24 protein-coding genes are annotated in these 26,141 nt (G+C 35.7%); 22 read left to right on the top strand and 2 right to left on the bottom strand.

Annotated elements, in window-relative coordinates; genetic code table 11:
• Window positions 1-6 precede the first annotated feature (6 nt).
• Window positions 7-1,296, top strand: a complete 1,290-nt coding sequence (gene aroA, locus AB3U99_RS14465; protein WP_400241998.1) for a 3-phosphoshikimate 1-carboxyvinyltransferase — start codon at window positions 7-9, stop codon at window positions 1,294-1,296.
• A 159-nt stretch (window positions 1,297-1,455) separates the two neighbouring features.
• Here the strand turns inward: aroA and AB3U99_RS14460 are convergent, their stop codons facing one another.
• The gene (locus tag AB3U99_RS14460) at window positions 1,456-2,781 is read right to left on the bottom strand and encodes an ISLre2 family transposase (RefSeq protein ID WP_400241997.1); all 1,326 of its coding nucleotides are present in this window, start codon (window positions 2,779-2,781) and stop codon (window positions 1,456-1,458) included.
• Between the two features lie 291 nt (window positions 2,782-3,072).
• Here AB3U99_RS14460 and AB3U99_RS14455 point away from each other — a divergent pair, with 291 nt between their 5' ends.
• The 7 genes from AB3U99_RS14455 (at window position 3,073) to AB3U99_RS14425 (ending at window position 9,904) form a co-directional block, all read left to right on the top strand.
• Window positions 3,073-3,972, top strand: a complete 900-nt coding sequence (locus tag AB3U99_RS14455) for a hypothetical protein (protein ID WP_400241996.1) — start codon at window positions 3,073-3,075, stop codon at window positions 3,970-3,972.
• A 24-nt stretch (window positions 3,973-3,996) separates the two neighbouring features.
• Window positions 3,997-5,259, top strand: coding sequence for a tetratricopeptide repeat protein (locus AB3U99_RS14450; RefSeq protein WP_400241995.1), 1,263 nt, complete (start codon window positions 3,997-3,999; stop codon window positions 5,257-5,259).
• 205 nt (window positions 5,260-5,464) lie between these two features.
• Complete coding sequence (locus AB3U99_RS14445; RefSeq protein WP_400241993.1) at window positions 5,465-6,010, top strand: ReoY family proteolytic degradation factor; 546 nt, start codon at window positions 5,465-5,467, stop codon at window positions 6,008-6,010.
• Between the two features lie 132 nt (window positions 6,011-6,142).
• Complete coding sequence (locus AB3U99_RS14440; protein ID WP_400248084.1) at window positions 6,143-6,736, top strand: DUF1405 domain-containing protein; 594 nt, start codon at window positions 6,143-6,145, stop codon at window positions 6,734-6,736.
• A 70-nt stretch (window positions 6,737-6,806) separates the two neighbouring features.
• Window positions 6,807-7,619, top strand: coding sequence for a sporulation protein YpjB (gene ypjB / locus AB3U99_RS14435; protein WP_400241991.1), 813 nt, complete (start codon window positions 6,807-6,809; stop codon window positions 7,617-7,619).
• Between the two features lie 60 nt (window positions 7,620-7,679).
• Complete coding sequence (locus AB3U99_RS14430) at window positions 7,680-8,354, top strand: zinc metallopeptidase (protein ID WP_400241989.1); 675 nt, start codon at window positions 7,680-7,682, stop codon at window positions 8,352-8,354.
• A 323-nt stretch (window positions 8,355-8,677) separates the two neighbouring features.
• Entirely contained in the window at window positions 8,678-9,904 is a 1,227-nt protein-coding gene (locus tag AB3U99_RS14425; protein ID WP_400241987.1) for an MFS transporter, read from the top strand.
• Between the two features lie 139 nt (window positions 9,905-10,043).
• Here the strand turns inward: AB3U99_RS14425 and AB3U99_RS14420 are convergent, their stop codons facing one another.
• Window positions 10,044-10,922 carry a YitT family protein gene (locus tag AB3U99_RS14420; RefSeq protein ID WP_400241985.1) on the bottom strand — a complete coding sequence of 293 codons (879 nt, stop codon included), beginning with the start codon at window positions 10,920-10,922 and terminating at the stop codon, window positions 10,044-10,046.
• Window positions 10,923-11,163: 241 nt separating this feature from the next.
• Between AB3U99_RS14420 and AB3U99_RS14415 the strand changes: the two genes are divergently transcribed.
• From AB3U99_RS14415 to asnS, 14 genes are all read left to right on the top strand, one after another.
• The gene (locus AB3U99_RS14415) at window positions 11,164-11,493 is read left to right on the top strand and encodes a nucleotide pyrophosphohydrolase (RefSeq protein WP_400241983.1); all 330 of its coding nucleotides are present in this window, start codon (window positions 11,164-11,166) and stop codon (window positions 11,491-11,493) included.
• Window positions 11,494-11,524: 31 nt separating this feature from the next.
• Window positions 11,525-12,325, top strand: coding sequence for a 4-hydroxy-tetrahydrodipicolinate reductase (gene dapB, locus AB3U99_RS14410; protein WP_400241981.1), 801 nt, complete (start codon window positions 11,525-11,527; stop codon window positions 12,323-12,325).
• Window positions 12,326-12,338: 13 nt separating this feature from the next.
• Window positions 12,339-12,785: a methylglyoxal synthase gene (mgsA, locus tag AB3U99_RS14405; RefSeq protein WP_400241979.1), complete on the top strand. Its 447-nt coding sequence runs from the start codon at window positions 12,339-12,341 to the stop codon at window positions 12,783-12,785.
• A complete protein-coding gene (bshB1, locus tag AB3U99_RS14400) occupies window positions 12,730-13,485 on the top strand; it encodes a bacillithiol biosynthesis deacetylase BshB1 (RefSeq protein ID WP_400241978.1) in 756 nt (251 codons plus the stop codon). The genes mgsA and bshB1 overlap by 56 nt, the downstream gene beginning before the upstream one ends.
• The gene (gene bshA, locus AB3U99_RS14395; protein ID WP_400241976.1) at window positions 13,482-14,636 is read left to right on the top strand and encodes an N-acetyl-alpha-D-glucosaminyl L-malate synthase BshA; all 1,155 of its coding nucleotides are present in this window, start codon (window positions 13,482-13,484) and stop codon (window positions 14,634-14,636) included. The genes bshB1 and bshA overlap by 4 nt, the downstream gene beginning before the upstream one ends.
• Window positions 14,620-15,825 (top strand): CCA tRNA nucleotidyltransferase, encoded by a 1,206-nt coding sequence (locus AB3U99_RS14390; protein WP_400241974.1) that lies wholly within the window; start codon window positions 14,620-14,622, stop codon window positions 15,823-15,825. Before bshA ends, AB3U99_RS14390 begins: the two co-directional genes overlap by 17 nt.
• The gene (locus AB3U99_RS14385; RefSeq protein ID WP_400241972.1) at window positions 15,810-16,793 is read left to right on the top strand and encodes a biotin--[acetyl-CoA-carboxylase] ligase; all 984 of its coding nucleotides are present in this window, start codon (window positions 15,810-15,812) and stop codon (window positions 16,791-16,793) included. Before AB3U99_RS14390 ends, AB3U99_RS14385 begins: the two co-directional genes overlap by 16 nt.
• A gap of 235 nt (window positions 16,794-17,028) precedes the next feature.
• Window positions 17,029-17,868 carry a 3-methyl-2-oxobutanoate hydroxymethyltransferase gene (panB, locus tag AB3U99_RS14380; protein ID WP_400241970.1) on the top strand — a complete coding sequence of 280 codons (840 nt, stop codon included), beginning with the start codon at window positions 17,029-17,031 and terminating at the stop codon, window positions 17,866-17,868.
• Window positions 17,865-18,710, top strand: a complete 846-nt coding sequence (gene panC / locus AB3U99_RS14375) for a pantoate--beta-alanine ligase (protein ID WP_400241968.1) — start codon at window positions 17,865-17,867, stop codon at window positions 18,708-18,710. Before panB ends, panC begins: the two co-directional genes overlap by 4 nt.
• A gap of 180 nt (window positions 18,711-18,890) precedes the next feature.
• Window positions 18,891-19,274 (top strand): aspartate 1-decarboxylase, encoded by a 384-nt coding sequence (gene panD, locus AB3U99_RS14370; protein ID WP_400241966.1) that lies wholly within the window; start codon window positions 18,891-18,893, stop codon window positions 19,272-19,274.
• A gap of 436 nt (window positions 19,275-19,710) precedes the next feature.
• Window positions 19,711-22,491, top strand: coding sequence for an ATP-dependent DNA helicase DinG (gene dinG / locus AB3U99_RS14365; protein ID WP_400241964.1), 2,781 nt, complete (start codon window positions 19,711-19,713; stop codon window positions 22,489-22,491).
• A gap of 202 nt (window positions 22,492-22,693) precedes the next feature.
• On the top strand, window positions 22,694-23,167 hold the full coding sequence (locus tag AB3U99_RS14360; protein WP_400241962.1) for a DUF5590 domain-containing protein: 474 nt from the start codon (window positions 22,694-22,696) through the stop codon (window positions 23,165-23,167).
• A 22-nt stretch (window positions 23,168-23,189) separates the two neighbouring features.
• Window positions 23,190-24,389, top strand: a complete 1,200-nt coding sequence (locus tag AB3U99_RS14355; RefSeq protein ID WP_400241960.1) for a pyridoxal phosphate-dependent aminotransferase — start codon at window positions 23,190-23,192, stop codon at window positions 24,387-24,389.
• 357 nt (window positions 24,390-24,746) lie between these two features.
• On the top strand, window positions 24,747-26,039 hold the full coding sequence (gene asnS / locus AB3U99_RS14350; protein WP_400248082.1) for an asparagine--tRNA ligase: 1,293 nt from the start codon (window positions 24,747-24,749) through the stop codon (window positions 26,037-26,039).
• Window positions 26,040-26,141 lie beyond the last annotated feature (102 nt).

The following is a 26,141-nucleotide window of genomic DNA, read 5'->3' as shown; positions in this document are numbered from 1 at the left end:
GAATGTATGGAATTAATAACATTAAAAAGTAATAGGCATGGGCTAAAAGGAGAAATTGCAGTACCTGGTGATAAATCGATTTCTCATCGCTCGATAATGTTTGGATCAATCGCAAATGGAAAGACAACAGTAACAAATTTTCTATTAGGAGATGATTGTTTAAGCACAATCTCTTGTTTTCGAAAATTAGGGGTATTAATAGAGCAAGATACGGAAAAGGTCGTTATCCATGGAAAAGGAATGAGTGAATTACAAGAACCAAAAGACATTTTGGATGTTGGGAATTCGGGCACAACAATTCGCTTATTAACGGGAATATTATCAGGTATGCATTTTCACAGCACGTTAATTGGCGATTCTTCGATAGGCAAGCGACCAATGACGAGAGTGGTTACTCCTTTAAGGGAAATGGGTGCGAAAATTGACGGCAGAGAAGAGGGGAAATATACTCCTTTATCCGTTCGTGGTGGGAATTTACAAAGTATTTCCTATCGATTGCCTGTAGCAAGTGCGCAAGTTAAATCTGCCATTTTATTTGCAGGTCTTAATGCAGATGGAATCACAAGGGTTATTGAGCCAGTACCTACTAGGGACCACACAGAAAGAATGATTCAGCGATTCGGAGGGAAAATTAGTAGACAAGATAATGAAATTCAAGTGGAAGGTGGCCAGAAGCTTCTCGGAACAGAAATACATGTTCCAGGGGATATATCATCTGCAGCATTTTTCCTTGTTGCTGGTTGTGTTGTTCCTAACAGTAGCATTACTTTAAAAAATGTTGGACTTAATCCTACAAGAACGGGAATAATAGATGTTTTGCAAAACATGGGAGCAAGTATGGATATACAAAAAGATGCTACTGATGCTTTTGAACCGACTGGCACAATTAATGTGATGTCAAGTAAGCTTAAGGGGACAATTATCGAAGGGGAGATAATCCCAAAATTAATTGATGAAATCCCAATCATTGCATTGTTAGCAACACAGGCAGAGGGAGTTACGGTCATAAAAGATGCTCATGAATTGAAGGTAAAGGAAACTAATAGAATTGATACAGTAGTAACGGAGCTAAAGAAATTAGGTGCAGATATTCAAGGAACTGATGACGGAATGATTATCACGGGAGGAACGAAGCTTACTGGAGCGAAAGTGGATTCTCATGGAGATCATCGCATCGGAATGATGCTTGCAATTGCTTCACAGATTTGTGAAGGAGAAATTATTCTCGAAAACGCGAATGCTATTGCGGTGTCCTATCCAGCTTTCTTCGAACATCTTAATGTATTGACTAAATAATAATTGGTCGTCGATGAACATGCTATGTTTGTCGACGATTTGATTGAGTCAAGTTTTTGTGGGAGTTTTTTATAGCTCCCTTTTTATAAAGTAAAACTTCTAATTTTGTATCCGTTTTCTAAATGTTTTCTTTCATCAAAATTTCGTTTTTTTTCTTTTTTAAAAACCTTTTAATCCCTGTAAGGCAAAGTGAACGGGTTTTCCAATCGCTTGATTTAAGTATGGCATGTTCTGACGCACGGTTTCTGTTACTAATTTTGTGGGTATTTTTCTTTTCGCTCGATGCTCTTTCTTTGATTTTTCCGTGGCTTTTTCCCATTTCCCATATATCGTTTGGATGGATAGGTCATCCTTCAATCCAATCCACAAGCGCGCCATGCTCATGACCCCTTTTTTGCTCCATGCTCTTCCATTCTTTAATCGTTTGGCTAATTGATTCATCATCGCCTCTGCACTTCCCATTGGACGATACGCTGTCGTGTCCACGCCTTTCTCCTGTAACCAACTACGGTAATCTTTTATGGTTTCCTGATGATGCGTTAAATGCTCTAGTTTTTCTTCTTCTTCTGGTGTATCCATTGTTCCTACTGCGCTATTCAACTCTAGAAGTAATGTTTCTACCTGGTAGTTTTTTAACGCTCTTTTCATGTAGCGGTATCGAGGATGGCTCTTCATTAGTTGCTTCATCGAACGAGCGACATGAAAACGGTCCATGGTGAAAAAGGCGCGTTCCCGAAAATACTCCCGACATGCCGTTATCCAGCCTGCTCCATCGCCATTAATAATAAGCAAGGTTTGGGTAGGATCATACGCATAATTATTCTGTAAGAACGTTTCAAAGGCTTCCCAAAAGGGTTCTTTTCCTTCATAAAGAAAATGCCTTTTATTTCGGAGCCTGACTCGCTTTCCGTTTTCTTTCCATCCCTCGTGTACAGCGGCGAATTTCAACTCCCATCCACGCTTTTTCTTTTCTTGACTCTTCACATATAATCCATCTACTTCTACAAATAATACCTTTTGAAAAGGGCGTTTTTCCTTAGCGGGAAGTACGCTTGTTTGAAGAAGATGTTGCCGTAATGCTTCGTGGCTCATCGCCGAATAGCCTAAAAATTGTTCGAACGTTTCCACCGCCTTTCGATAGGAGGAGCCATTCGTCGCTAGTTCTAACCCCCATTCTTCTAGTAGCGGACTAAATCCCTTATTCCCCTGAAACTGTAAATAGTGATCTAATAGACAAATATATTTTTTGGTCACACGATCGAAATAATAATTACGCTTCAGCTCCACTGCTCCAAAAGCTGTCTCTAATCGTATATGTCGTTTATCTCGTAAAGCAAATCTTCTTTTATCTCGTTGCTGGGCAATCTCTAGATCCCAATTTTCTAATGTTTGAACAAGGATTTCTTGAAACGTATTTTGTAGCGTTCGAAATAAAGTTTTTTCCAATTCTTTTAATGATGGTAATTTTATGTTACATTCATTCATGAGAGCCTCTCCTTTTCGTAGTGTTTTAGGCAAACTCTACTTTACAAAAGGAAGCTCTCTTTTTTAATGCTTAATTTTTTCCAGCTACCGCGCTCTCGCTTGGTGGCCTTTTTGTATAGTTGGGGGACTCGTCCCCCAACTATACAAAAAGGATATTTATTCCCCCACAAACATTTTACTCATACCGACGATTTTTTTCTGGTATAGGAAAATCATTAAAAATATGGATGAAAGGAATATTTGCTAAATTTAATTCATAGCCTGTCTTAAAAGAATAGGTGGTGATTTAGGATGCGATATATCATTGAAAATATACATTTATTAAAGAGGCAAAGACTGAAAAAGACATCTATACTAATGGAGGATAATCGAATGGATTTACTTAAAGATAAATTCCACTCCTATCAATATATGCGAATGGATGGCTCTCCATATATAATGACTCCCACCACTGTAATGCTGGATAACGAAGTGAAGCAAATGACCTCTAATATACAACAAAGAAGGCATATAGAAGAGAACTTGATAAAAAAAGGATGTACTACCTTTCTCTTTTATTTAGAAGTAAGGAGAGAAAAAGAATTAGCGATACAATTAAAGAAAATTAACAGTCAATTACTAAATTGCGCAATAGATTATGTCGCAGCTGTAAAAATTCCTTTGAAATTATTATCTCCTAGTTTTGTTCGAACGTGCAAAAGAGAAAAAGTTCCTGTTTTATTTATTGAAATTGAAGATATTGAAGCCTTATATCAAATTCCCTGGGGCTGGATTAAAGAGGCTTTATTCCCATATAATGCACCATTAGTACCAATATTTTTATCAAATGTTGAACAAGAAAAGAAAAGGGCACAAAATATATGGTCAAGTTTAATGAGAGATGTTAAAATACCATCTATTCCTCGTGAAATAAAAGAAGGAATGCCTATCGCCTATCCTGATTTAGTCAAAATGGGAATCTATCCATTTAAAGGAAATGTGTACCAGGGTGGAGAAGTAACGTATAATTTATTTGCTTTCGATGAATCAATCATAAATATTGAAGAAAACGATTTGTTTCTTTATCATTATGATAGAATACAAATGACTATACACAAAGGAAAATGTATTCGAGCAGGGTCAAAGGTGTATTACCGTCCCGGCTATGGTGAATTACTTGAAGTAAAAGTACCTTCCTTCCTAACGATATAGAAGGAGATTAGAGAGGATTATCTTATGGAAAGAGTTAATGAAATTATATCTTTATTAGAAGATGGACAACAAGAGAAAGCGTTGAAATATTATCAAGATTTGTTAAAATCGGGCAATAATGAAGAAAGATTTTTGCTAGGGGAAGAGCTATTTCAGTTAGGTTTTTTGGAAGAAGCAAAAAATCTATTTTTAGTATTACTAGAAGCATATCCGGAAGAAGGAGAATTACTCGTTCTAGTTGCAGAAGTGGAAATGGAATTGGGGAATGAGGAAATAGCGATTTCTTATTTAGAACAAATCAACCCGAATGATCCTTCTTTTCCTCAAGCGTTACTATTGCTTGCTGACTTATATCAAATGGATGGGTTGTATGAGGTTAGTGAACAGAAATTGAAGGAAGCCAAAGAAATTCTACCAGATGAAGTGATTATTGATTTTGCCTTAGGTGAATTATATTCAGAACAAGGTAAAATTGCAGATGCGATAAAATCCTATCAAAAGGTATTACCAATGCAGGAAAATATTGCAGGAGTAAATATCAACGGAAGGATTGCGGATAATTTAAGTGCGGGCGGAGCCTTTGAGGATGCTATTCCTTATTATGAAAAAGCTTTAGAAGAAAAAATAGAGATAAATACCCTCTTTAATCTAGCTTTAACTGCATCGCAGGCGGGTTTGTATACGATTGCCATAAATCGATTTGAAGAGGTAAAAGCCTTGGATTCTTCCTATCATTCCCTTTATCTGTATTTGGCCAGAGCGTATGAGCATGAAGAAATGCTTGATGATGCGTATAAAACAGTTGTAGAAGGATTAAAGCAAGATGAGTTTAATAAAGATTTATATTTATATGGTGGCAAATTAGCTTTAAAACGTGGAGACGAACAAAAAGCCGAGGAGCATTTTAGAGAAGCGCTTGCAATGGACCCTGAGTTTATAGATGCAGTTCTTTTATTAAATAAATTATTCTTAACTCAAGATCGATTTGAAGATGTTATAGAATTGATTGAGATGATGGATAAGCAAGAAATGGAAGAGCCTCAATTTCATTGGGATGCGGCCAAAGCATTTCATGGAATAGAAAAATATTCAGAGGCATTAAACAAATATCAATTAGCATATACTTTCTTTAAAGAACTTCCAGATTTTCTGTATGATTATGGATATTTTCTTTTAGAAGAAGGAAAAAGAAGGGATGCTGCCGAAATTTTTAATATGCTATTACAAACAGACCCAAGTAATGAAGAGTATATTGAAATCTTGCAACGCCTCACAGATAACGAATAATTATTTAACTGAAAAAGCTTTAAATTTTTTTCGCAAGGTGATTTTCGTAAAAGGTTTTCCTTTAGCGAACTCAAAGGTTTTATGGAAGCGGGTCAAACAAAAAGCTTGTTGACCCACTATAAGAGTTGTCATTTCCTTAGGAGCGATGCAGGTAAAACAGGTTGGATAATAAAAATTTGTTGCAAGCAGAGGAGGGAATTACAAAATGAAAACCCCTGTATCTGTCAATGAAAAAAAAGACTTCATTCGTTGGTTTTTGAATCACTATCAATTGAAGAGACGGGAATGTGTTTGGATTTTAAATTATTTAATGAGTCATGATCAATTGATGGAAAAAGTCCATTTTGTTGAAAATGCAGAAAAATGTCCAAGAGGACTAATTATGTCCACGCATTGTGTAGATGAAGTACCATTTAGATTTTATAAAGAAAATGTAATGACTACAGATGCAGAAAAGTCTTTTCATGATATTCGACTAAATAGAGATGAAGACATATACATTCAGCTGAACTTTTACGCATCTAATCAGGTTCATCAATACGCAGCTGTACTAGTAGAAAATCCGTTTATGACGAAAAAGCTACAAATCACCGAAAAAGACAAAATGATTGCGGAACAATTTTTGGTAAGTAGTATAGAGAAGTTTCAGAAAGAAAAACTTCTCCAGTTAATTGATGAAGCATTAGATAATGGAGATAAAGATATGTTTAACACCTTAACGAATCAATTAAAATTCTTTCAAAATAAATAAGGTAACTGTAGTCCCGTAAAGCAAACTTTACGGGATTTATTTTAATGAAAGCTTTAATTTCGTATGAGATTTTCCTATGTCTCATAAACTGTGATAAAATAGGAGGATAAGTTATTGAAAAGGGGAAAAAGTGTGAGAAGTATTTATATGATACTAAGCAATCGTTCATTTTTAGGACTTTTACTCATTATTAACATATTTGGAACTGCTTATGGCTATTATTGGTACAGGTTTCAGCTAGCAGAGACACCGACAAAATTTTTGCTCTTCGTACCTGATAGTCCAACAGCGAGTCTCTTTTTTGTGTTCGTATTAATTGCTTTCTTATGGAAAAAGAATTGGCCGCTTATGGAAGCTTTAGCTCTAGTAACTTTATTTAAGTACGGAATATGGGCAGTAGTAATGAACATTCTTGTTTATTTTGAAACAGGAGAAATTGGGATAGACTCATGGATGCTCATTTTTTCACATGGGGCTATGGCGATTCAAGGATTGTTATATATTCCTTTTTATCGTTTTAAATGGATTCATATCCTACTTGTAGCAATTTGGACTTTACATAATGACGTTATTGACTATGTGTTTAAAATGATGCCTAAATATAGTGTATTGGATCAATATATGGCAAATATCGGCTACTTTACTTTTTGGCTAAGTATCCTAAGTCTATTAATAGGTGTTTATGCATATAAAAAAAGCGAGCAATTACAATGGAAAATTCAATAGAATTATTTTTTTAGTCTAACCTTGTCCAACTCATCATACATTTTTAATAGTAGATAGAGGAGGGACAAGAATGAAGGCTAAATTGGTTATGTTGTTGATGATATTGATTTTACTTTTGCCTATCTCTTTTTCTGTATATGCAGACCAAAAAACGCCTGCTAAGGAATTAGATGAACTAGATACACTTTCAGATGAAGTACTGCAGCTTGTACGATCAGAAAGATATGAGGATGCTAAAAAAATTCTTGATTATTTTTCGAATCAATTTAGTTCTGTAACGGTAAATGGAAGTCCTTTTACACTCGATGAACGGAGAATCTTAACTGGTACACATGATGAAGCGGTAGAAGCTATAACAAATCCATCGATAAATATTGATGAACGGATAAATTCTGTAACGAAATTTCGTTTAGCGGTTGATGCAGTTTCATCAGGCGAGCAGCCTTTATGGACACAGATGGAAGAGCCTGTCATGACAACGTATCGAGATATAAAAGATGCAATCATTTCTGAAGATAAAGAGAGATTTAATGAGAAGCTAGATTCCTTTTTATCGTTATATCAAATTATTTATCCTAGTCTTAAGCTAGATGTTTCAACTACTCAATTTCAAGAATTGAATTCTCTTGTTGAGTTTATGAATACCTACCGTTTACAAGTATTTAATCAAAAAGGGGATCAAGAAGAAGTAAGCCAATTAGAAGCTGAGCTACAGGATGTTTTTAATCAGTTGTATGAAGATGAGGCGGATCCTTCTTTATGGTGGGTGATTATTTCTACAGGAAGCATCATTATACTTACCTTATCGTACGTAGGATGGCGGAAATATCTTGGGGATAAATCGGAAAAAAGACAAGCAAAACAAAAAAGGGATAATATTTGACTTTGATGTTTTTCCTGCTTACAATAATATTATACTACAAGATGAAATAGGGGGAAAAACATGTTTTTTGCATATTTTATACTAATTATTCTCATACCTATTTGGGCACAAATGAAGGTGAAAAGCGCATATAAAAAATATTCAAAAGTAGCTTCTTCCTCACAGATGTCCGGTAGAGAGGTAGCGAGAAGAATATTGGATTCCAATGGGCTATATGATGTATCTGTAGAAGAAACAAGAGGAGTCTTGTCTGACCATTATGATCCTCGCTCTAAAGTTGTACGTTTATCCACTGATAACTATCACGGGCACTCAGTTGCTGCAGCAGCTATTGCCGCACATGAAGTCGGTCATGCTATTCAAGATCAACAGGAATACTCTTTCTTACGTTTTCGTTCAGCTTTAGTACCAGTTGCTAGTTTTGGAAGTAATGCATCATGGATTTTTATCATGATTGGTATTTTTGCAAGAATAGAAGGGATGTTATTGCTAGGAATTATCTTAATGGCTGCCGGTGTATTGTTCCAATTTGTGACACTTCCAGTTGAGTTTAATGCATCTAACCGTGCAATGGATCAGGTAGTTTCATTAGGGATTATTAGAAACGACGAAGAGAGAGAAACAAAGAAAGTATTGGATGCAGCAGCACTTACCTATGTGGCTGCCGCAGCAGTAGCGGTTCTCGAATTGGTTCGTTTAGTTTTAATCTATACAGGTATGTCAAGAGACGAATAGAAATAATAGAACGAGGTGAAAGGGGATTATCCTTTTGCGTCGTTTTTTTATTTGATTAATTTATATTTTGATTTTTCTAAAAAGATAGAATCGAAAGAAACTAAGGTGTATAATAAACAATGCGATTTACATATAGTGAAACCTCCTATCAATGGGGAGGTTCCTTCATCCTATCTGAATCTGATGATTAGTTGAACCATTCGGACCTTTTCGGACAGTTGATCTCCCACCTCTCTTCCTCGAATCCTCATAAACAAGAGGTGAGAGTCTCACCGGAGTTTAAGAGTGGGATAAACGAATAACATATAGAAAGAAGGGGTTATTTGCAAACTGCTGAATACGCACAAGGAAAAAAACAACAGGAGTTGACCGTTTATCGGATTTTATTTGCGATAAGCTTGGGGCATTTTTTAAATGATTGTATGCAATCTGTTGTACCTGCTTTATTTCCGGTTATCCAAAAGTCCATGGAGTTAAATTATACGCAAATTGGCTGGATTGCCTTTACATTGAATATTACTTCATCTATTTTGCAGCCAGTATTTGGCGTTCTTGCGGATAAAAAGCCTGCACCGTATCTATTACCAATTGCGATGCTTTCAAGCTTAATCGGGATGCTCGGGCTTTCCCTTGCTCCTAATTTTTATCTTGTCTTATTGTCGGTATTATTTATTGGGTTTGGTTCAGCCATTTTTCACCCAGAAGGTTCACGAGTTTCCTATATGGCGGCTGGCTCCAAAAGAGGTCTAGCTCAATCCATTTATCAAGTAGGAGGAAATGCTGGTCAGTCTTTAGCACCAGTTTTTACAGCCCTTATCTTTGTACGCACAGGACAATTCGGAACTATTTGGTTTACGCTTTTAGCGACTCTAGGCATGATTGTGTTATTCCAAGTTTCAAATTGGTATAAAAGAGAATTGTATAGTAGAAATCCACAAAAGAAACAGCAGGCTAAGCGTGAATTTGTTGTGAATAAAGAAATTATTGTTGCTATATGCTTACTAATTTTTCTTGTGTTTGCTCGGTCTTGGTATGGAGCAGGAATCAGTAACTTTCTCCATTTTTATTTAATCGAAAAATTTGGTCTAAGTATTGAAAATGCGCAAATCTTTGTTTTTGTATTTTTACTTGCAGGTGTAATTGGAACTTTTCTTGGAGGGCCGTTGGCTGATCGTTTTGGCAAAAGAACAATTCTTCTATTCTCATTAGTTGGTTCTGCACCATTTGCATTACTTTTACCTCATATGCCATTTTGGCTTATTGGACCTTTGTTGTTTATTATCGGATTTATCTTGCAGTCTAGCTTTAGTGTGACAGTTGTTTATGCACAAGAGCTGCTTCCAGGTATGATTGGTCTTGTATCAGGTTTAATTGTAGGGCTAGCGTTTGGAATGGGGGCTCTAGGTGGAGTAATCTTTGGAGTGATAGGAGACGCGTTTAGTTTACAGGCAATTATGATTATCTGTAGTATGCTGCCTCTACTTGGAATATTAACTTATTTACTGCCGAGTGATAAACGTGTAAGTGAAATTCATTCAACTTTAAAATAAGCAAGCAATTTTAGTTGAATGGAAGCGGATATAAGTGTGATTTGTGTTGTGAACAAATGAGCTCTATAAAAAAAATGTATTTCCTTTTGCAGATATCTTTGAAAAAAGAAATGCTAAAAGAAATACATTTTTTTAATTGTTACTTCTCGATTGGCTGTTTATACTCATCCAAAGTAAAGCCTTCTCCCATTACGTCATGAACGACACTAACTGAAACAAAGGCATGTGGATCAATGCTTGTGATGATACTTTTTAAGCGAACAATTTCTGTTTTCGCTACAACACAATAAAGTACTTCTCGATCTTGTTTTGTGAATGAACCATGACCTTTTAATACGGTCACACCACGATCCATTTCACTCATAATTTTATTGGCAATCTCTGTATTTAAGTCAGAAATAATCATTGCTCCTCTTGCAGCATATGCCCCTTCTTGAAGAAAGTCGATAACTCTAGTCCCGACAAAAACAGCTACTAATGTATACATTGCTTCCCTGTATGATAAGTAGGTCAAAAGGGACAGGGCGATGACACAAAAGTCAAAAACGAACATGGTCTTTCCCATGCTCCAGCCATAATATTTAAAGCCTAATCTAGCAATAATATCTACGCCACCTGTTGTACCACCATAACGGAAAATGATTCCTAATCCTACACCGATAAATGTACCAGCAAATAATGCAGCTAATGTTAAATCCTCTGTTAGAGGTATCTCTAATTGAATCCTTGGAAGCTGGAAAAACCACAAGAAAATGGATACCGCTACGGTTCCGATGATAGTATAAATAAATACATTCTTCCCCAAGAGCTTCCATCCAATCAGAAATAAGGGAATATTAAGCAGTAGATTTGTAATGGAAGGATCCCAATTCCATAATGCATATAATAGAAGGGTAATACCTGTGAAACCACCTTCAGCCAAATTATTTTGCATATTAAAATGAACAATTCCAAAGGAAAAAATGGCAGACCCTAATAGAATAAATAAGACATTTTTAATTTTAATACCTTTAAACATGAACTCAGCCTACTTTCTCTATGTACAGATTACATTGCTATTAGCGTATCCATTATACCGAATCACATTCAGATGGGCAATGGAGGAGGAAAAATCGGGAATAAACAATTGTTAGAAACGAGTAAAAGTTTGATACTTGTTAAATCTAATCGTATCTTCGTTAAAAATGTTTGTAAAAATGGCGCAGATTAGCTAACATGGAATTGGATAAGATTACTTATTGACGTAAGAGGTGTCTATATTGAATCAAGAAAAAACAGTAAAAGATATACAAAGAGAAGTAGATGAATACATTGGGCAATTTAAAGAAGGCTATTTTAGTCCGTTAGCAATGCTTGCTCGTCTTACCGAAGAGTTAGGCGAATTAGCACGAGAAGTGAATCATTACTATGGAGAGAAGCCCAAAAAAGAAACAGAAACGGAAAAGGAAATTACCGACGAGATTGGTGATATGCTGTTTGTATTAACTTGTCTAGCGAATTCTCTAAATATTGATTTGGAGGAAGCGCATAATCGTGTCATGCATAAATTTAATACACGAGATAAAGACAGATGGACAAGAAAAGACTGAAGAAAATACATAAGAGTAGGGAGATTATACATTGAATAAAGTAAAAATCGTAATAGCTGGACCAAGAGGTAGAATGGGAAAAGAAGCTGTTTATTTAACGGGAAGAACGGAGCAATTTGAGCTTGTCGCAGTTTTAGATCATAAAAATGAAGGGAAAAGCTTAAATGAGCTTGAAGGCTTTTCTACTTATGATGTACCAATTTATACCGATATCGAAGCTTGTTTAAAAACAGAAAAGCCAGATGTACTCATTGATTTGACAACACCTGAATTTGGTATGCATCATGCGAAAACAGCTTTAAGCTATGGAGTTAGACCGGTAGTTGGAACAACTGGTTTTACAAAAGAAAACTTGGAAGAGTTAGAAGAATTATGTGAAGAAATGAACCGTGGCTGTATTATTGCTCCAAACTTTGCTTTGGGTGCAGTTTTAATGATGAAATTTTCTAAAATGGCAGCACGATATTTTACGGATGTGGAAATTATGGAAATGCATCATGACCAAAAGCTAGATGCTCCATCAGGCACCGCTGTTAAAACAGCAGAACTTATTGCTGAAGTCCGAGAAAGTAAAAAGCAAGGTCATCCAGAAGAGAAGGAAACAATACAAGGAGCAAGAGGAGCTGACTTTGATGGTATGCGAATCCATTCTACTAGGTTACCAGGTTTAATTGCTCATCAACAAGTAATGTTCGGAGCAGACGGAGAATCCTTAACAATTAGACATGATTCCTATAATCGTACATCGTTTATGTCAGGCGTTAAATTTGCAGTAGAAGAGGTATTAAAAGTTAATGTATTGATATATGGCTTAGAAAATATTATGGAGTAGGAGTGGTATAAGGATGAACATTGCATTAATTGCTCATGATAAAAAGAAAAATGATATGGTAGCTTTTGTTGTTGCGTATCAAAAGATATTTACTAAGCATACTTTGTATGCTACAGGAACTACAGGTGCAAGAATTCAAGAAGCAACAGGACTAGATGTACATCGTTTTCATTCAGGACCGCTCGGTGGAGATCAAGAAATAGGCTCGTACATTGCCAATAATGATATGGATATGGTGTTTTTCTTTAGAGATCCGTTAACAGCACAGCCTCATGAACCAGATGTTACAGCATTAATCCGCTTATGTGATGTTTATTCTGTTCCTCTCGCAACAAATATGGGAACCGGAGAAGTATTAATTAGAGGACTAGAGCAAGGCGATATAGATTGGAGAAAAATAGTTCATGGAAAGACAGAACCTGTGGCAAAAAAACTTACAGAAAAACTCGATGGTAAATAATATAGATATACTTGCTTTTGGTGCACATGCTGATGATGTTGAAATTGGCATGGGTGCAACAATAGCTAAATATGCTGCATTAGGAAAAAAAATAGTCATTTGTGATTTGACAGAAAGTAATCTTTCCTCAAATGGAACGGTTGAAAGACGTAAACAAGAAGCGGAAAATGCTGGAAAAGTGTTGGGAATTGTCGATAGAATCACCTTAGATTTTCCTGATAGAGGTTTATATGTGGAGGAGAAGGCCATTCAAAAGGTAGTAGAGGTAATTCGCTCCTACAAACCTAAGCTAGTTTTCTCCCCTTATTGGGAAGATCGACATCCTGATCATGGTAACTGTACAAAAATCGTTAAAGAAGCCGTTTTTTCAGCAGGTATTCGAAATTATCGTGCTAATAACCCAGACCCACATAAAGTTCAAAATGTATATTATTATATGATAAATGGTTTTCATAAACCAGATTTTGTAATTGATACAAGTGATTTTATTAAGTATAAAGAAGCAAGTTTAAATTGTTATCAAAGTCAATTTGTAAAAGGTGAAGACAGTGTAGAAACCCCGTTGACAAATGGCTATATTGACACAATCGAAGCAAGAGAAAAACTTTTTGGAAAAGAAGTCGGCGTAACTTATGCGGAAGGCTTTATAAAATCCAAGCCAATATTATTAAATCAAGATTTATTAGGTGGAGACATATGAAAAAACTAAAGATTGGCATTACCTGCTATCCAACTGTTGGTGGTTCAGGTGTTATTGCAACAGAATTAGGGAAAATGCTGGCGGAGAGAGGACATGAAATTCACTTTATTTCCTCAAGCATTCCATTTCGTTTAAATAAAATGTATCCTAATATTTATTACCATCAAGTAGAAGTGAATCAATATGCTGTTTTTCAATATCCGCCATATGATTTAGCACTAAGCAGTAAAATGGCAGAAGTAATTAATCGAGAAGAATTAGACTTGCTTCATGTTCACTATGCGATTCCTCACGCTGTTTGTGCAATATTAGCAAAACAAATGAGCAATAGGGATGTAAAGATAGTGACAACTCTACATGGCACAGATATAACAGTATTAGGGTATGATCCTTCTCTGGCAATGGGTATTCGGTTCGGGATTGAAAAATCAGACCTTGTAACGGCTGTTTCGAATTCTTTAATAGCCCAAACATATGAAGTAATTGAACCAAATAAAGAAATCGTCCCTGTTTATAATTTTATTGACGAAAGAGTTTATCGTAAGGTTGACGCAAGCCATTTGAAAAAGGAATTTGCTATATTAAATGATGAAAAGGTTGTTATACACGTATCTAATTTTAGAGGTGTGAAAAGAGTAACGGATGTTGTAAAATCATTTAAACAAATATCTGATCAGATTCCATCAAGACTATTGCTTGTTGGTGATGGTCCTGAAATGTCTAAAGTAACGAAATTAGTGGATGAACTCCAATTAAGAGAGAAAGTACTGTTTCTTGGAAAACAAGAAAATCTGGAGGAGCTATATTCTTTAAGTGATTTAATGCTGCTTCTTTCGGAAAAAGAAAGTTTCGGTTTAGTAGCTTTAGAGGCGATGGCATGTGGTGTACCAGTTATAGGGACAAATGTCGGTGGCATACCAGAAGTAATCGTTCCAAATGAGACTGGTTTTATTTGTGAACTAGGTGATGTAGAAGATATTGCTAAACACGCTGTAAATCTTTTATCAGATAGTAAAAAACATGCTCAATTCTCGAAAAATTCTATTTCGAGAGTAAGAGATTATTTCCGTGCGAATATCATTGTTGATCAATATGTGGAGATTTATAAATCAATTCTAGAAACTGGTGGAACGAATGATCAAGCCTTTTAAAGATGCTATTCCCGTGATTGAAAAAATTGAGGCTGCTGGTTTCGAAGCTTATTTTGTAGGGGGAGCTGTTCGAGATTATCTATTAAACAAACAAATTAATGATGTAGACATTGCTACCTCAGCAACACCTGAAGAAATAAAAGCGATATTTTCTCATACCATTGATGTCGGAATTGCTCACGGAACAGTGATGGTGATATGGAAAAATCATACATACGAAATAACGACCTTCCGAACAGAATCTACCTATGTTGATTATCGAAGACCGGAACAGGTGTTTTTTGTTCGCGAATTAAAAGAGGATTTGAAACGCCGTGATTTTACAATCAATGCGATGGCGATGAGTAAAGAAGGTCATATTATTGATTTTTTTTATAGCCAGGATGCTTTAAGTAAGAAGGAAATTAAAACAGTTGGTAATGCAAATGAACGGTTTCAGGAAGATGCATTAAGAATCATGCGAGGAATTCGATTTGTGAGTACCTTAGGCTTTCAGTTGGAGGAGGAGACGTTAAAAGGCATCATCAACAATAAACATCTCCTTTCTAAGATAGCTGTTGAGAGAATTACCACTGAATTTGAAAAGCTTTTACAAGGGCAATGGTGTTCGGATGCTTTAGCTATATTGCTTCAAACAAAAATGTATAATTTTTTACCGATGCTTGCATCTGGCAAAGAAGGAATCACTAAGTTTGCGAAAACAGCCCTGTTTCAGCTCGATTTGACAGAAAAATGGGTTGTTTTACTACTATCCATTGGAATAAAAGAGAAACAGCGAATAGAGTCATTTTTACGGGCTTGGAAGCTGCCAGTTAAGCAAATGCGGCATATCCAAAAAATAATCTATTGGATTTTAAAAAGAGAAAAAATGGCCTCCTGGTCTAATCAATCGCTTTATTTTGCTACATTATCTATTGCAGTCAGCGCGGAGAAAATATATCAACTTCTATGGAATCATGAAATCAAGCCAAATATCTCTATACTAGAGGAACAATATATAAAGCTACCAATTACAACGAAGGATGAGCTTGCTATTAGCGGAAACGACCTTTTATTATGGACGAATAAACAAGCAGGGCCATGGATAAAAGAAATGCTTTTGCTTGTTGAAACAAAAGTAGTGGAACGGAAAATTCCCAATGATAAGCAATTAATAAAGGAGTGGCTAAGAGAATGTCATCAGATATAAGAAAAGGACTAATTGCGGCTTTTACCAATAACCCGAATCAGTATGTATCTGGTGAAGCGCTTGCTGACCTTTTAGGATGTTCCCGTACAGCAATTTGGAAGCATATTGAAGCGCTAAGACAAGATGGCTTTATCCTAGAAGCAGTCCGTAAAAAGGGTTATAGAATTATTAGTTCACCAGAGAAAATCGTTCCTGATAATATTTTGTTTGGTTTAAATACCTCCTATATTGGCAGAAATGTTCATTTTGAAGAAACAGTGGATTCTACCCAGAATATTGCCCAAAAGCTTGCCTTGGAAGGGGCGGCAGAAGGCACGTTAGTTGTAGCAGAAGAGCAGCTTGGCGGCAGAGGTCGATTAGAAAGAAAATGGCAATCTCCTAAATATAAAGGAATATGGATGAGCCTTATTTTAAAGCCAGTTATTCCGATTATGAAAACACCGCAGCTAACATTGCTTATTGCAGTTGCGGTTGTTCAGGGAATACAGGAAGTTACTGGAGTACAGGCTGATATCAAATGGCCGAATGATTTATTGGTGAATGGTAAAAAACTGACAGGCATTCTAACAGAAATGCAGGCTGATAGTGACAGGGTTCATTCGTTAATCATTGGAATCGGGATTAATGTGAATCAGCAGCTTGAAGATTTTGCAGAAGAGCTACAGTCTAGTGCTACTTCTATTTACCTTGAAACAAAGACAAGCTGGGATCGAGCAATAATCATTCAAGGGATTATGAAGCATATAGAAAAACTATATCTTCTTTATTTACAAAAAGGCTTTTATCCGATAAAACTATTATGGGAAAGCTATTCCATTAGTTTAGGGCAAAAAGTTAGGGCGAATACGTTAAATGGAAGTATCTTTGGGCTGGCTAAAGGAATTACAGACGATGGCGTACTACTTCTTGAAGATGAACAGGGAGTTGTCCATTTCATTTATTCAGCGGATATTTTAATGGAAACGTAAATTGCCCATAGTCATCCCTTAGCAGGTTTGTTATAATTCTTTTGTCGGGCAGTATCTTAATGAACTGCACCAATTGATTTTAATGTGCAATTACCATAATTAAATCTGCCTAGATCCACATTTGGACAAGGACAGAGGGATGAAAATCGAAACATAAAGACAATCCTTCTATTCTTTGTAGAAGGTTTTTTTTCGTTTTAAGCCATTCCCTCTTCCTATTAAAGGAGGAAAATGAGTGAAAACTACAACAGAGTTTATCAAAATGAAACAAGATGCAAAAAAGATTACAATGATTACGGCATATGATTATCCTTCTGCTAAATTAGTTGAACAAGCAGGAACCGATTTAATATTGGTGGGGGATTCCTTGGGAATGGTCGTTCTCGGATATGAATCGACAGTGCCAGTAACAATGGATGATATGATACATCATGGGAAAGCAGTTAAACGAGGGGCTAAGGATACATTTATTGTTATTGATATGCCATTTATGAGCTACCACTTATCAAACCGTGATACACTAATCAATGCTACTCGCTTAATTCAAGAAACAGGAGCAAATGCTGTGAAAATTGAGGGTGCTGATGATGTCATCGATCAAATAAATAGTTTAACAAATGCTGGTATCCCAGTTATGGCTCACTTAGGCTTAACACCTCAGTCTGTTGGTGTTTTAGGTGGGTATAAAGTACAAGGGAAAAGCTCTGAAGAAGCTAAGCTTCTTGTTCAAAACGCACTGAAATGCCAAGAAGCAGGAGCTTTTGCGGTAGTGCTAGAGTGTGTTCCAATGCAAGTTGCGAAAGAAGTAAGTGATCGACTAGATATACCAACAATTGGTATTGGTGCAGGAAGTGGCACGGATGGCCAAGTACTTGTTTATCACGATCTTATTACTTATGGTGTTGATCGTGTAGCAAAATTTGTAAAGCAATATACGAACGTAAACGATGCAATTTCTCTAGCATTGGATCAATATATATCTGAAGTAAAACTTGGAACATTTCCTGAAATTAAGCATAGTTTTCAGATGAAAGCAGATGAAGTAAAAAGCTTATATGGAGGAAAAAGACAATGAACATAATTTCTAACCCACAGCAAATGCAGGAGATGTCAACGCAGTTAAAAAAAGATCAAGTAACAATTGGGTTTGTTCCAACGATGGGCTACCTTCATGAAGGGCATCGAGCTTTGCTAAAAGCGGCGAGAGAGCAAAATGATGTTGTTATAATGAGCGTATTTGTTAACCCCCTCCAATTTGGTCCTAATGAAGATTTGGAATCCTATCCAAGAGACTTTGAACATGATAAACAGGTCGCAATCGAAGAAGGGGTAGATTATTTATTCCATCCTTCTGTAGAAGAAATGTATCCAGAACCAATGTCTGTTACCGTAAAAGTGGAGCGACGTACAAATTGCTTGTGTGGACGTTCAAGACCTGGGCATTTTGATGGGGTGGCAACCGTTCTAACGAAGCTGTTTCATTTAGTACAGCCAACTAATGTTTATTTTGGAAAGAAAGATGCTCAACAAGTTGCAGTAGTTGATGGATTAATCGAAAACTTTCATTTTCCTATTAATCTGGTTGCAGTGAACACAGTAAGGGAAGAAGATGGTTTAGCGAAGAGTTCTAGAAATATTCGCCTCACTCCAACAGAAAGACAAGAAGCTGGTATTCTCTATAAATCCCTAAGTATTGCTAGGGCTGAATTAATAAAAGGGACAGATAATCTGGAAATATTGCAGAAGCGCGTAATAGAGTTGATTGAAAGGGAATCAAGTGGAAAAGTGGACTATTTTGAGATACTTACCTATCCCCAATTGGAGAATGTAAAGCCGTTAACGGGAGAGATTATTATTGCGATTGCAGTTCAATTCAGTAAGGCAAGATTAATTGATAATATAATCTTTAAATTATAATATAACTAGATTCGCATATTTATCCCACTCTCAATTTCACTTCTTGCTTATAAGTATTTGAGGAAGTTAGGTGGGAGATCAATTGTGCGTAGGTCCGAATGGTTCAATTAACCATCAGTGGGGGAGGAAAGAAAACCCCGCAGATAAAAGTTTCACTTTATATTATGGAGGGTTAACCCTATGTTTCGAGTAATGATGAACGGAAAAATCCATCGAGCAACAGTAACGGAAGCAAACCTAAATTATGTTGGCAGCATTACAATAGATGAAGATATATTAGATGCTGTTGGGATGGTAGCGAATGAAAAAGTTCAAATTGTTAATAATAATAATGGGGCAAGATTAGAAACTTATATAATCCCAGGGGAGAGAGGGTCTGGCACTATTTGTCTAAATGGTGCAGCAGCAAGACTTGTACAAGTAGGGGATATTGTGATCATTATTTCTTATTGTTATGTTTCAAATGAAGAGCTACCCTGTCATCAACCTAAAGTAGCAATTATGGATGAACACAATCGCATTACAACCATTCTTCATCAAGAACCAGAGAAAACTGTGATGTAAATAGTTAATGCTGATATAGATCACCCCTATTCACTATGAATAGGGGTTTTAATGCTTGTTTTACAATTAATTTTTACGTTTTATTTTATCATTATTTTTGTTTATTTTCTAAAAGATTATTGGAGCCTTAATTCAGTTGATTCATGAGAGTACTAGCAAGAATAGCTGGGACACAGAAAAATACTGATGAGGTTGAAGTATAGGGACTATAGAAAGCGAAGGATATGCATGCTTGGGTTATTAATATCAGCAAATTTTACGAAACAGCCTTGTTTTTACATGCATCTAAAAGAGATTCCATTATATAATAAAGGGATGACTACATACTTTACGAGGTGGAACAATAAAAAGAATACCACTAATTGAGAACTAACATCTTTCCCTTTTTTCATTTTTATGATACCGTTTGAATGACTGAAAGTTTGAGGTGGACGTAATGAGTAACAAATTTGTAGTAGTTGATTTGGAGACAAACGGTAATTCTCCGAGAAAAGGGGATCGAATTATACAATTTGCGGCAGTTATCATTGAAAACGGGAAAATAGTAGAGGAATATTCATCCTTACTTAATCCTCTTCAACCAATTTCACCGTTTATAGAAGAATTAACTGGAATAACCGATGAAATGGTGGAATCAGCACCAATTTTTGACGAAATTGCAGATAAAATTGTTTCTTTATTAGAGGATGCTTATTTTGTAGCCCATAATGTATTATTTGATTTATCCTTTTTAAATGAAGAGCTAGAGCAGGCTGGATTTAAGCAGTTTTATGGACCGATTCTTGACACAGTAGAATTAGCAAGAATTTTATACCCAACAGCAGATAGCTATAAATTAACTGATCTTGCTGCACAAGAAGGGCTTGTTCATAGCAGACCACATCAGGCTGATAGTGATGCTTATGTTACAGCCGAGCTATTGCTAATACTGTTGGAGAAGCTGAACGTGCTGCCTCAAGTAACGACGAAGCAATTAGAATTCTTAAGTTCATCGCTCAAAAGCGATTTAGATATTTATTTACAGGCTCTTATTCAAGAAAAACAATCGAAAATAGAATATATACCGGAAAATTGGGAGGTATATCGAGGATTAACACTTAAAAGATTGCCTAGTAATCTGATAGTTGATCAAAGAAGAGATTGTTCTGTTTCTTTTGATGTTGAAAAAATTGAGCAAAGAATGAGGGACACTTTTCCTTTTTATCAAAGAAGAGATGGGCAATTAGAAATGATGGGTGTTGTTCATCAGGCCTTATCAGACAACCGCCATGGGCTTATTGAAGCTGGGACAGGTGTAGGAAAGTCTCTTGGCTATCTAGTGCCGGCTGCTTATTTTTCGATAGGAAATAAAAAGCAAGTAATTATTAGTACGTTTACAACCCAATTACAAGAACAACTTTTTCATAAGGATCTGCCCTTGCTAAAAAGTATTCTTCCATTTCCTATAACTTATACGCTATTAAAAGGTAGAAATCATTATATCAGTTTAGATAAATTTGAAGTTTCTTTAAAAGAGCAAGATGATAATTATGATATTATCCTTACAAAAATGCAAATATTAATTTGGTTAACAGAGACAGAAACAGGCGATAAAGATGAATTGAATTTAACAAGTGGCGGCAGCAATTACTGGGAAAAAATAAAAAATGACGGAAATTTTTCTTTACCTATCTCTAAAGAATGGGCTTCAAAGGATTTTTATAGAAGGACTCGAAATGCAGCACAAAAGGCAAATATGATTATAACGAATCATGCTTTGCTTATAAAAGATCTCACAGCTGATCAACATCTGCTCCCTTCCTATGATTATGTCATTGTAGATGAAGGACATCATTTTGAAAAAACAGCGACAAAGCATTTTGGATTTCGCTTTTCCTACATTGCTGTGCGTTTAAGTATTAATGCGATTGGCACCACGGATCAAAAGCAGCTCATGTTTCATTTAGAAAATATGTTAGGGGAATCTCATGTCCATCAGAAATTGGAGTTTAATCAATTTATCCTTGCATTACATGTTGAATTAGATGAACTATTTCGAGCAGTTCTTCGCTATGCGAAAAAAACGAATCAACCTAGAAGAGATGGAAAAGGTAGCTATCGGCTAAAGAATAATGGGATGGGAGATTGGAATGCTGTCAAAAGCGTTGCGGAACGGATCATTTTTCTTTGGAAGGATGGAAGAGAAGTTCTTTTAGAAAAAGTACAGCAGTTAAAGGAACAAGGAAGGAAGTTTAAAGCCTCTCAAATGCTTGTAGTGGAGAGAATCGAATCGGTTTTAAACGATTGGCAAATATACATTAACCATTTACGGGAAATGTTTTTACGAGTAGGGGACAATATAGCATGGTTGGAAGCCGATGTAAAGAATTACCCAAACAATGCAGTAATCTATACACAACCTACTTCTGTTGCTGAAACTTTACAGAAGAACTTTTTTAATAAGAAAAAAAGTATTGTGTTCACATCTGCAACGATTACTGTTAATAATTCATTTGAATACTATGCTAAAGGGTTGGGATTAGGAAATAACCAACTGGAAGTTCAAATTGATTCACCATTTGATTATGAGAAACAAGTTCAATTACTTATCCCAACTGATGTAACAGAAGTTAATACAGTATCATTAAATGATTATGTATCTACAATCGGAGAGCAAATAATCAGTATCGCACAAGCTACAAAGGGACGAATGCTTATTCTTTTTACGGCAAATGATATGCTTAAAAAAACATATGATTATATGAAAGAAAGTGGTTGTCTAGAAGAATACGCAATCTTAGCTCAAGGGATTACAAATGGGAGTAGAATGAGATTAACGCGTAATTTTCAACGTTATGATAAAGCAATATTATTAGGCACTAATAGTTTTTGGGAAGGAATTGATATTCCTGGAGAGGACTTAACCTGCTTAATTATTGTGCGATTACCGTTTTCTTCACCAGAAGATCCTTTAACAGAAGCGAAAAATGAGCTAATTAAAAACAAGGGAGGAAATCCTTTTTTAGAAAACAGTCTTCCAGAAGCAGTTTTGCGATTTAAACAAGGATTTGGTAGATTAATTCGCACGGAAGAGGATAGAGGATTTATTATTGTTTTTGATCGCCGGATTGTTACAACCTCTTATGGTGACACATTCCTGCAGTCCATTCCTACTGTGCCGATTAAGCAACAAAATAGTCATGAAATGGTTAAGTTTATCGAAAACTGGCTTAAGTAAATATTTTTCCAGGTGAATATAGGCGTTCTGAGAAAAGCATGCTTCTTGAATGCCTATATGAATCGTTTAAGTGGTATAGCAAAATCATTATTTTCTTGCCTAAAAACAACCAATTATTATATAAAATAATTTCTTTCTATTTATAAATACTGTTATAATAACCTATGTACAAAATACGATTTTAAAGAAGTGATGTAATATTATGAGAAAATGGATATGGATCGTTATTGTTGTCATTCTAATTGGTATAGGTGTGAGTATTAATACATATGTACAAGCAATGAAGCCTGTAAAATCTGCAAGAGAACTAGCTGAAACGATTGCTAAAAATGAATCAGATTTGAAGAAGATTGACAGCTTTCAATTATATAATGGGAAGGAAGCCTATTATATTTTAGAAGGAAAAAACGATAATAATGAAGAAATTATTGTTTGGATAAATGAACAAGACCATCAAGTTACTCAAAAGCTGAAAAAAGATGGGCTAACCAAACAAGAAGCACTTAATATATTATTATCGGAGCAAACACCAGAAAAAATAAATGCAGTCCGTTTAGGGATGTATGATGGATTGCCTGTCTGGGAGATTTATACTCATACAGATACGGACTCGATAAACTACCATTGGCTAGATTTTGAGACAGGAGAAATCCTTTTAACAATTGAAAATTATTAACTGATAGGAGTGGTAAATAGAAATGAAAATTCAATTAGCACAAAGAGTGAACGCTTTAACGCCATCCACAACACTGGCCATTACTGCAAAAGCAGCGAGCTTAAGAGCAGCTGGTCATGATGTGATTGGTTTAGGCGCAGGAGAGCCAGACTTTAACACTCCTCAAAATATTATTGATGCTGCTGTTAGAAGCATGAATGAAGGACATACCAAATACACTCCTGCATCAGGATTGCTAACATTAAAAAAAGAAATTGCAGCAAAGCTAAAGAAAGATCAACACTTAGATTATGAAACAAATCAGATTATCGTTACAAATGGTGCAAAACATGGATTATTTACTTTATTCCAGGTCATTTTGGATAAAGGTGACGAAGTAATTATTCCTACCCCATATTGGGTTAGTTACCCAGAGCAAGTAAAGCTTGCAGAAGGTGTACCAGTTTTTGTAGAGGGATATGAATCGAATGAATTTAAAATTACTCCAGAACAATTAAAAGGGGTAATAACTTCTAAAACTAAAGCGGTCATCATTAATTCACCAAGTAACCCAACTGGAATGATTTATACAGAGGAAGAATTACAGGCAATTGGAAACATTTGCTTAGAACATAATATTTTAATTATTTCTGATGAAATTTATGAGAAATTGGTTTATGGTGATAGTAAACATGTATCGATTGCTTCTTTATCTCCTGCTCTTAAAGAAGGTACTATTATTATAAATGGCGTATCAAAATCCCATTCGATGACAGGCTGGAGAATTGGGTATGCCGCAGGTAATAAAGAAATAATCACAGCGATGACGAATCTTGCTAGTCACAGTACCTCAAATCCAACCACACCGTCTCAGTATGCGACGATTGAAGCTTACGCTGGTCCCGAAGATTCGGTGGAAGAAATGCGCCAAGCATTTAACAAGCGCTTAGACATCATTCATGAGAAATTAAATAAAATTCCTGGTTTTTCGTGCTTAAAGCCAAAAGGGGCATTTTATTTATTTCCAAATGTGAAAAAAGCAGTAGAATTAACAGGATATGCATCAGTAGATGAGTTTGCTACTGGCTTGTTAGAAGAAGCATTAGTTGCTGTTGTGCCAGGATCAGGATTTGGAGCGGACAATTACATCCGTCTATCTTATGCAACATCACTTGATAAGCTAGAAGACGCTGTATCGCGAATGGAGCAGTTTGTGGAAAAGAAAATGGTTGTTAACAATTAAGTTATCTTCATAGCAGAGTATGTCAAAAAAGATTCCATATCTTTTTTCGGCATTCTCTCTTTTCTTTGTTGTTTTGGAATATTGTAATGTAAACAATTAATATAAAAGATATAATAAAGAGGACATATATATAAACACTATTATTGTTGCCTGTTGTAAGGTCGATAGTGTTGATTGTGTTAAGATGTAAAGGTATAATGTTTTGGTAGAATATTTTTTTCTTAACTAGTACGTTTTCTACTAAATAGGCTAAACAGGTAGGAAGAAGCGGTTTAGCTATTATCTTTATCGTGTGTGAAGAAAAACCGTCTCTATTTAAGTACATATATTTATTTGTTTTTGGAGGAGTTAATTGTGATTAAAGCAACTATTGCCGAGTTACCAAAATATGTTGATAAAGAGGTTAAATTAGGTGCGTGGATTGCCAACAAGCGATCTAGTGGAAAAATTGCCTTTTTGCAGCTTCGCGACGGATCTGGATTTGTACAAGGAGTAATTGTTAAAAGTGATGTAGAGGAAGAAGTATTTCAAACAGCTAAAACAATTACGCAAGAATCTTCTGTTTATGTTACTGGTACTGTACAAAAGGATGAACGTTCTCCGTTTGGATACGAATTACTTGTAACAAATGTTGAATTGATTCATACATCTACAGATTATCCGATTACGCCAAAAGAGCATGGAACAGAATTCTTAATGGATAATCGTCACCTATGGTTACGTTCAAAACGTCAGCATGCAGTAATGAAAGTAAGAAATGAAATTATTCGTGCTACCTATGAATTTTTCAATGAAAATGGATTTTCAAAGGTAGACCCACCAATTTTAACAGGAAGTGCTCCTGAGGGTACAACCGAACTATTTGCAACAAAGTACTTTGATGAAGATGCTTATCTATCACAAAGTGGACAACTATATATGGAAGCTGCAGCAATGGCATTAGGGAAGGTATTTTCATTCGGACCAACTTTCCGTGCCGAAAAATCAAAAACAAGACGTCATTTAATTGAATTCTGGATGATTGAGCCTGAAATGGCATTTGTAGAGTTTGAAGAAAATCTAGAAGTTCAGGAACAATATGTATCCTATGTTGTTCAATCCGCGTTGAAAAACTGTCAGCTAGAGCTTAAAACATTAGGAAGAGATGTTTCTATATTAGAAAAGATTACAGCTCCATTCCCAAGAATAAGCTATGATGATGCCATAACATTCTTACATGAAAAAGGCTTTGATGATATTGAGTGGGGAGACGATTTTGGTTCACCACATGAAACGGCAATCGCTGAAAGTTTTGATAAACCAGTGTTTATTACACATTATCCAACGAAGATTAAGCCTTTCTATATGCAACCACATCCAGAAAGAGAAGATGTAGTGCTTTGTGCTGATTTAATTGCGCCAGAAGGCTATGGAGAAATTATTGGAGGATCTGAGCGTATTCATGACATGGAGCTTTTAAGCAAACGTGTTGAAGAGCATCAATTAGATCCAGAAACGTATAAATGGTATTTAGAGCTAAGAAAATATGGATCTGTACCACATTCTGGTTTTGGACTTGGTTTAGAAAGAACAGTAGCTTGGATTACGGGAGTAGAGCATGTTCGTGAAACAATTCCATTCCCAAGATTATTAAATCGTCTATATCCTTAATGAAAGAGTAGGGTAGAAAATACGGAAAGTTTTTCTAAGGATGATCTCACATTGAATAAAAGTGAGGGCATCCTTGATAACAATCCTATTTTCTCCCTTCTT

The sequence above is a fragment of the Niallia tiangongensis genome (assembly GCF_044704065.1).
GTDB classification, from domain to species: Bacteria; Bacillota; Bacilli; order Bacillales; family Cytobacillaceae; genus Niallia; species Niallia tiangongensis.
The sequence above is the reverse complement of the archived record's forward strand: the minus strand, read 5'-3'. Positions and strand labels throughout refer to the sequence as shown.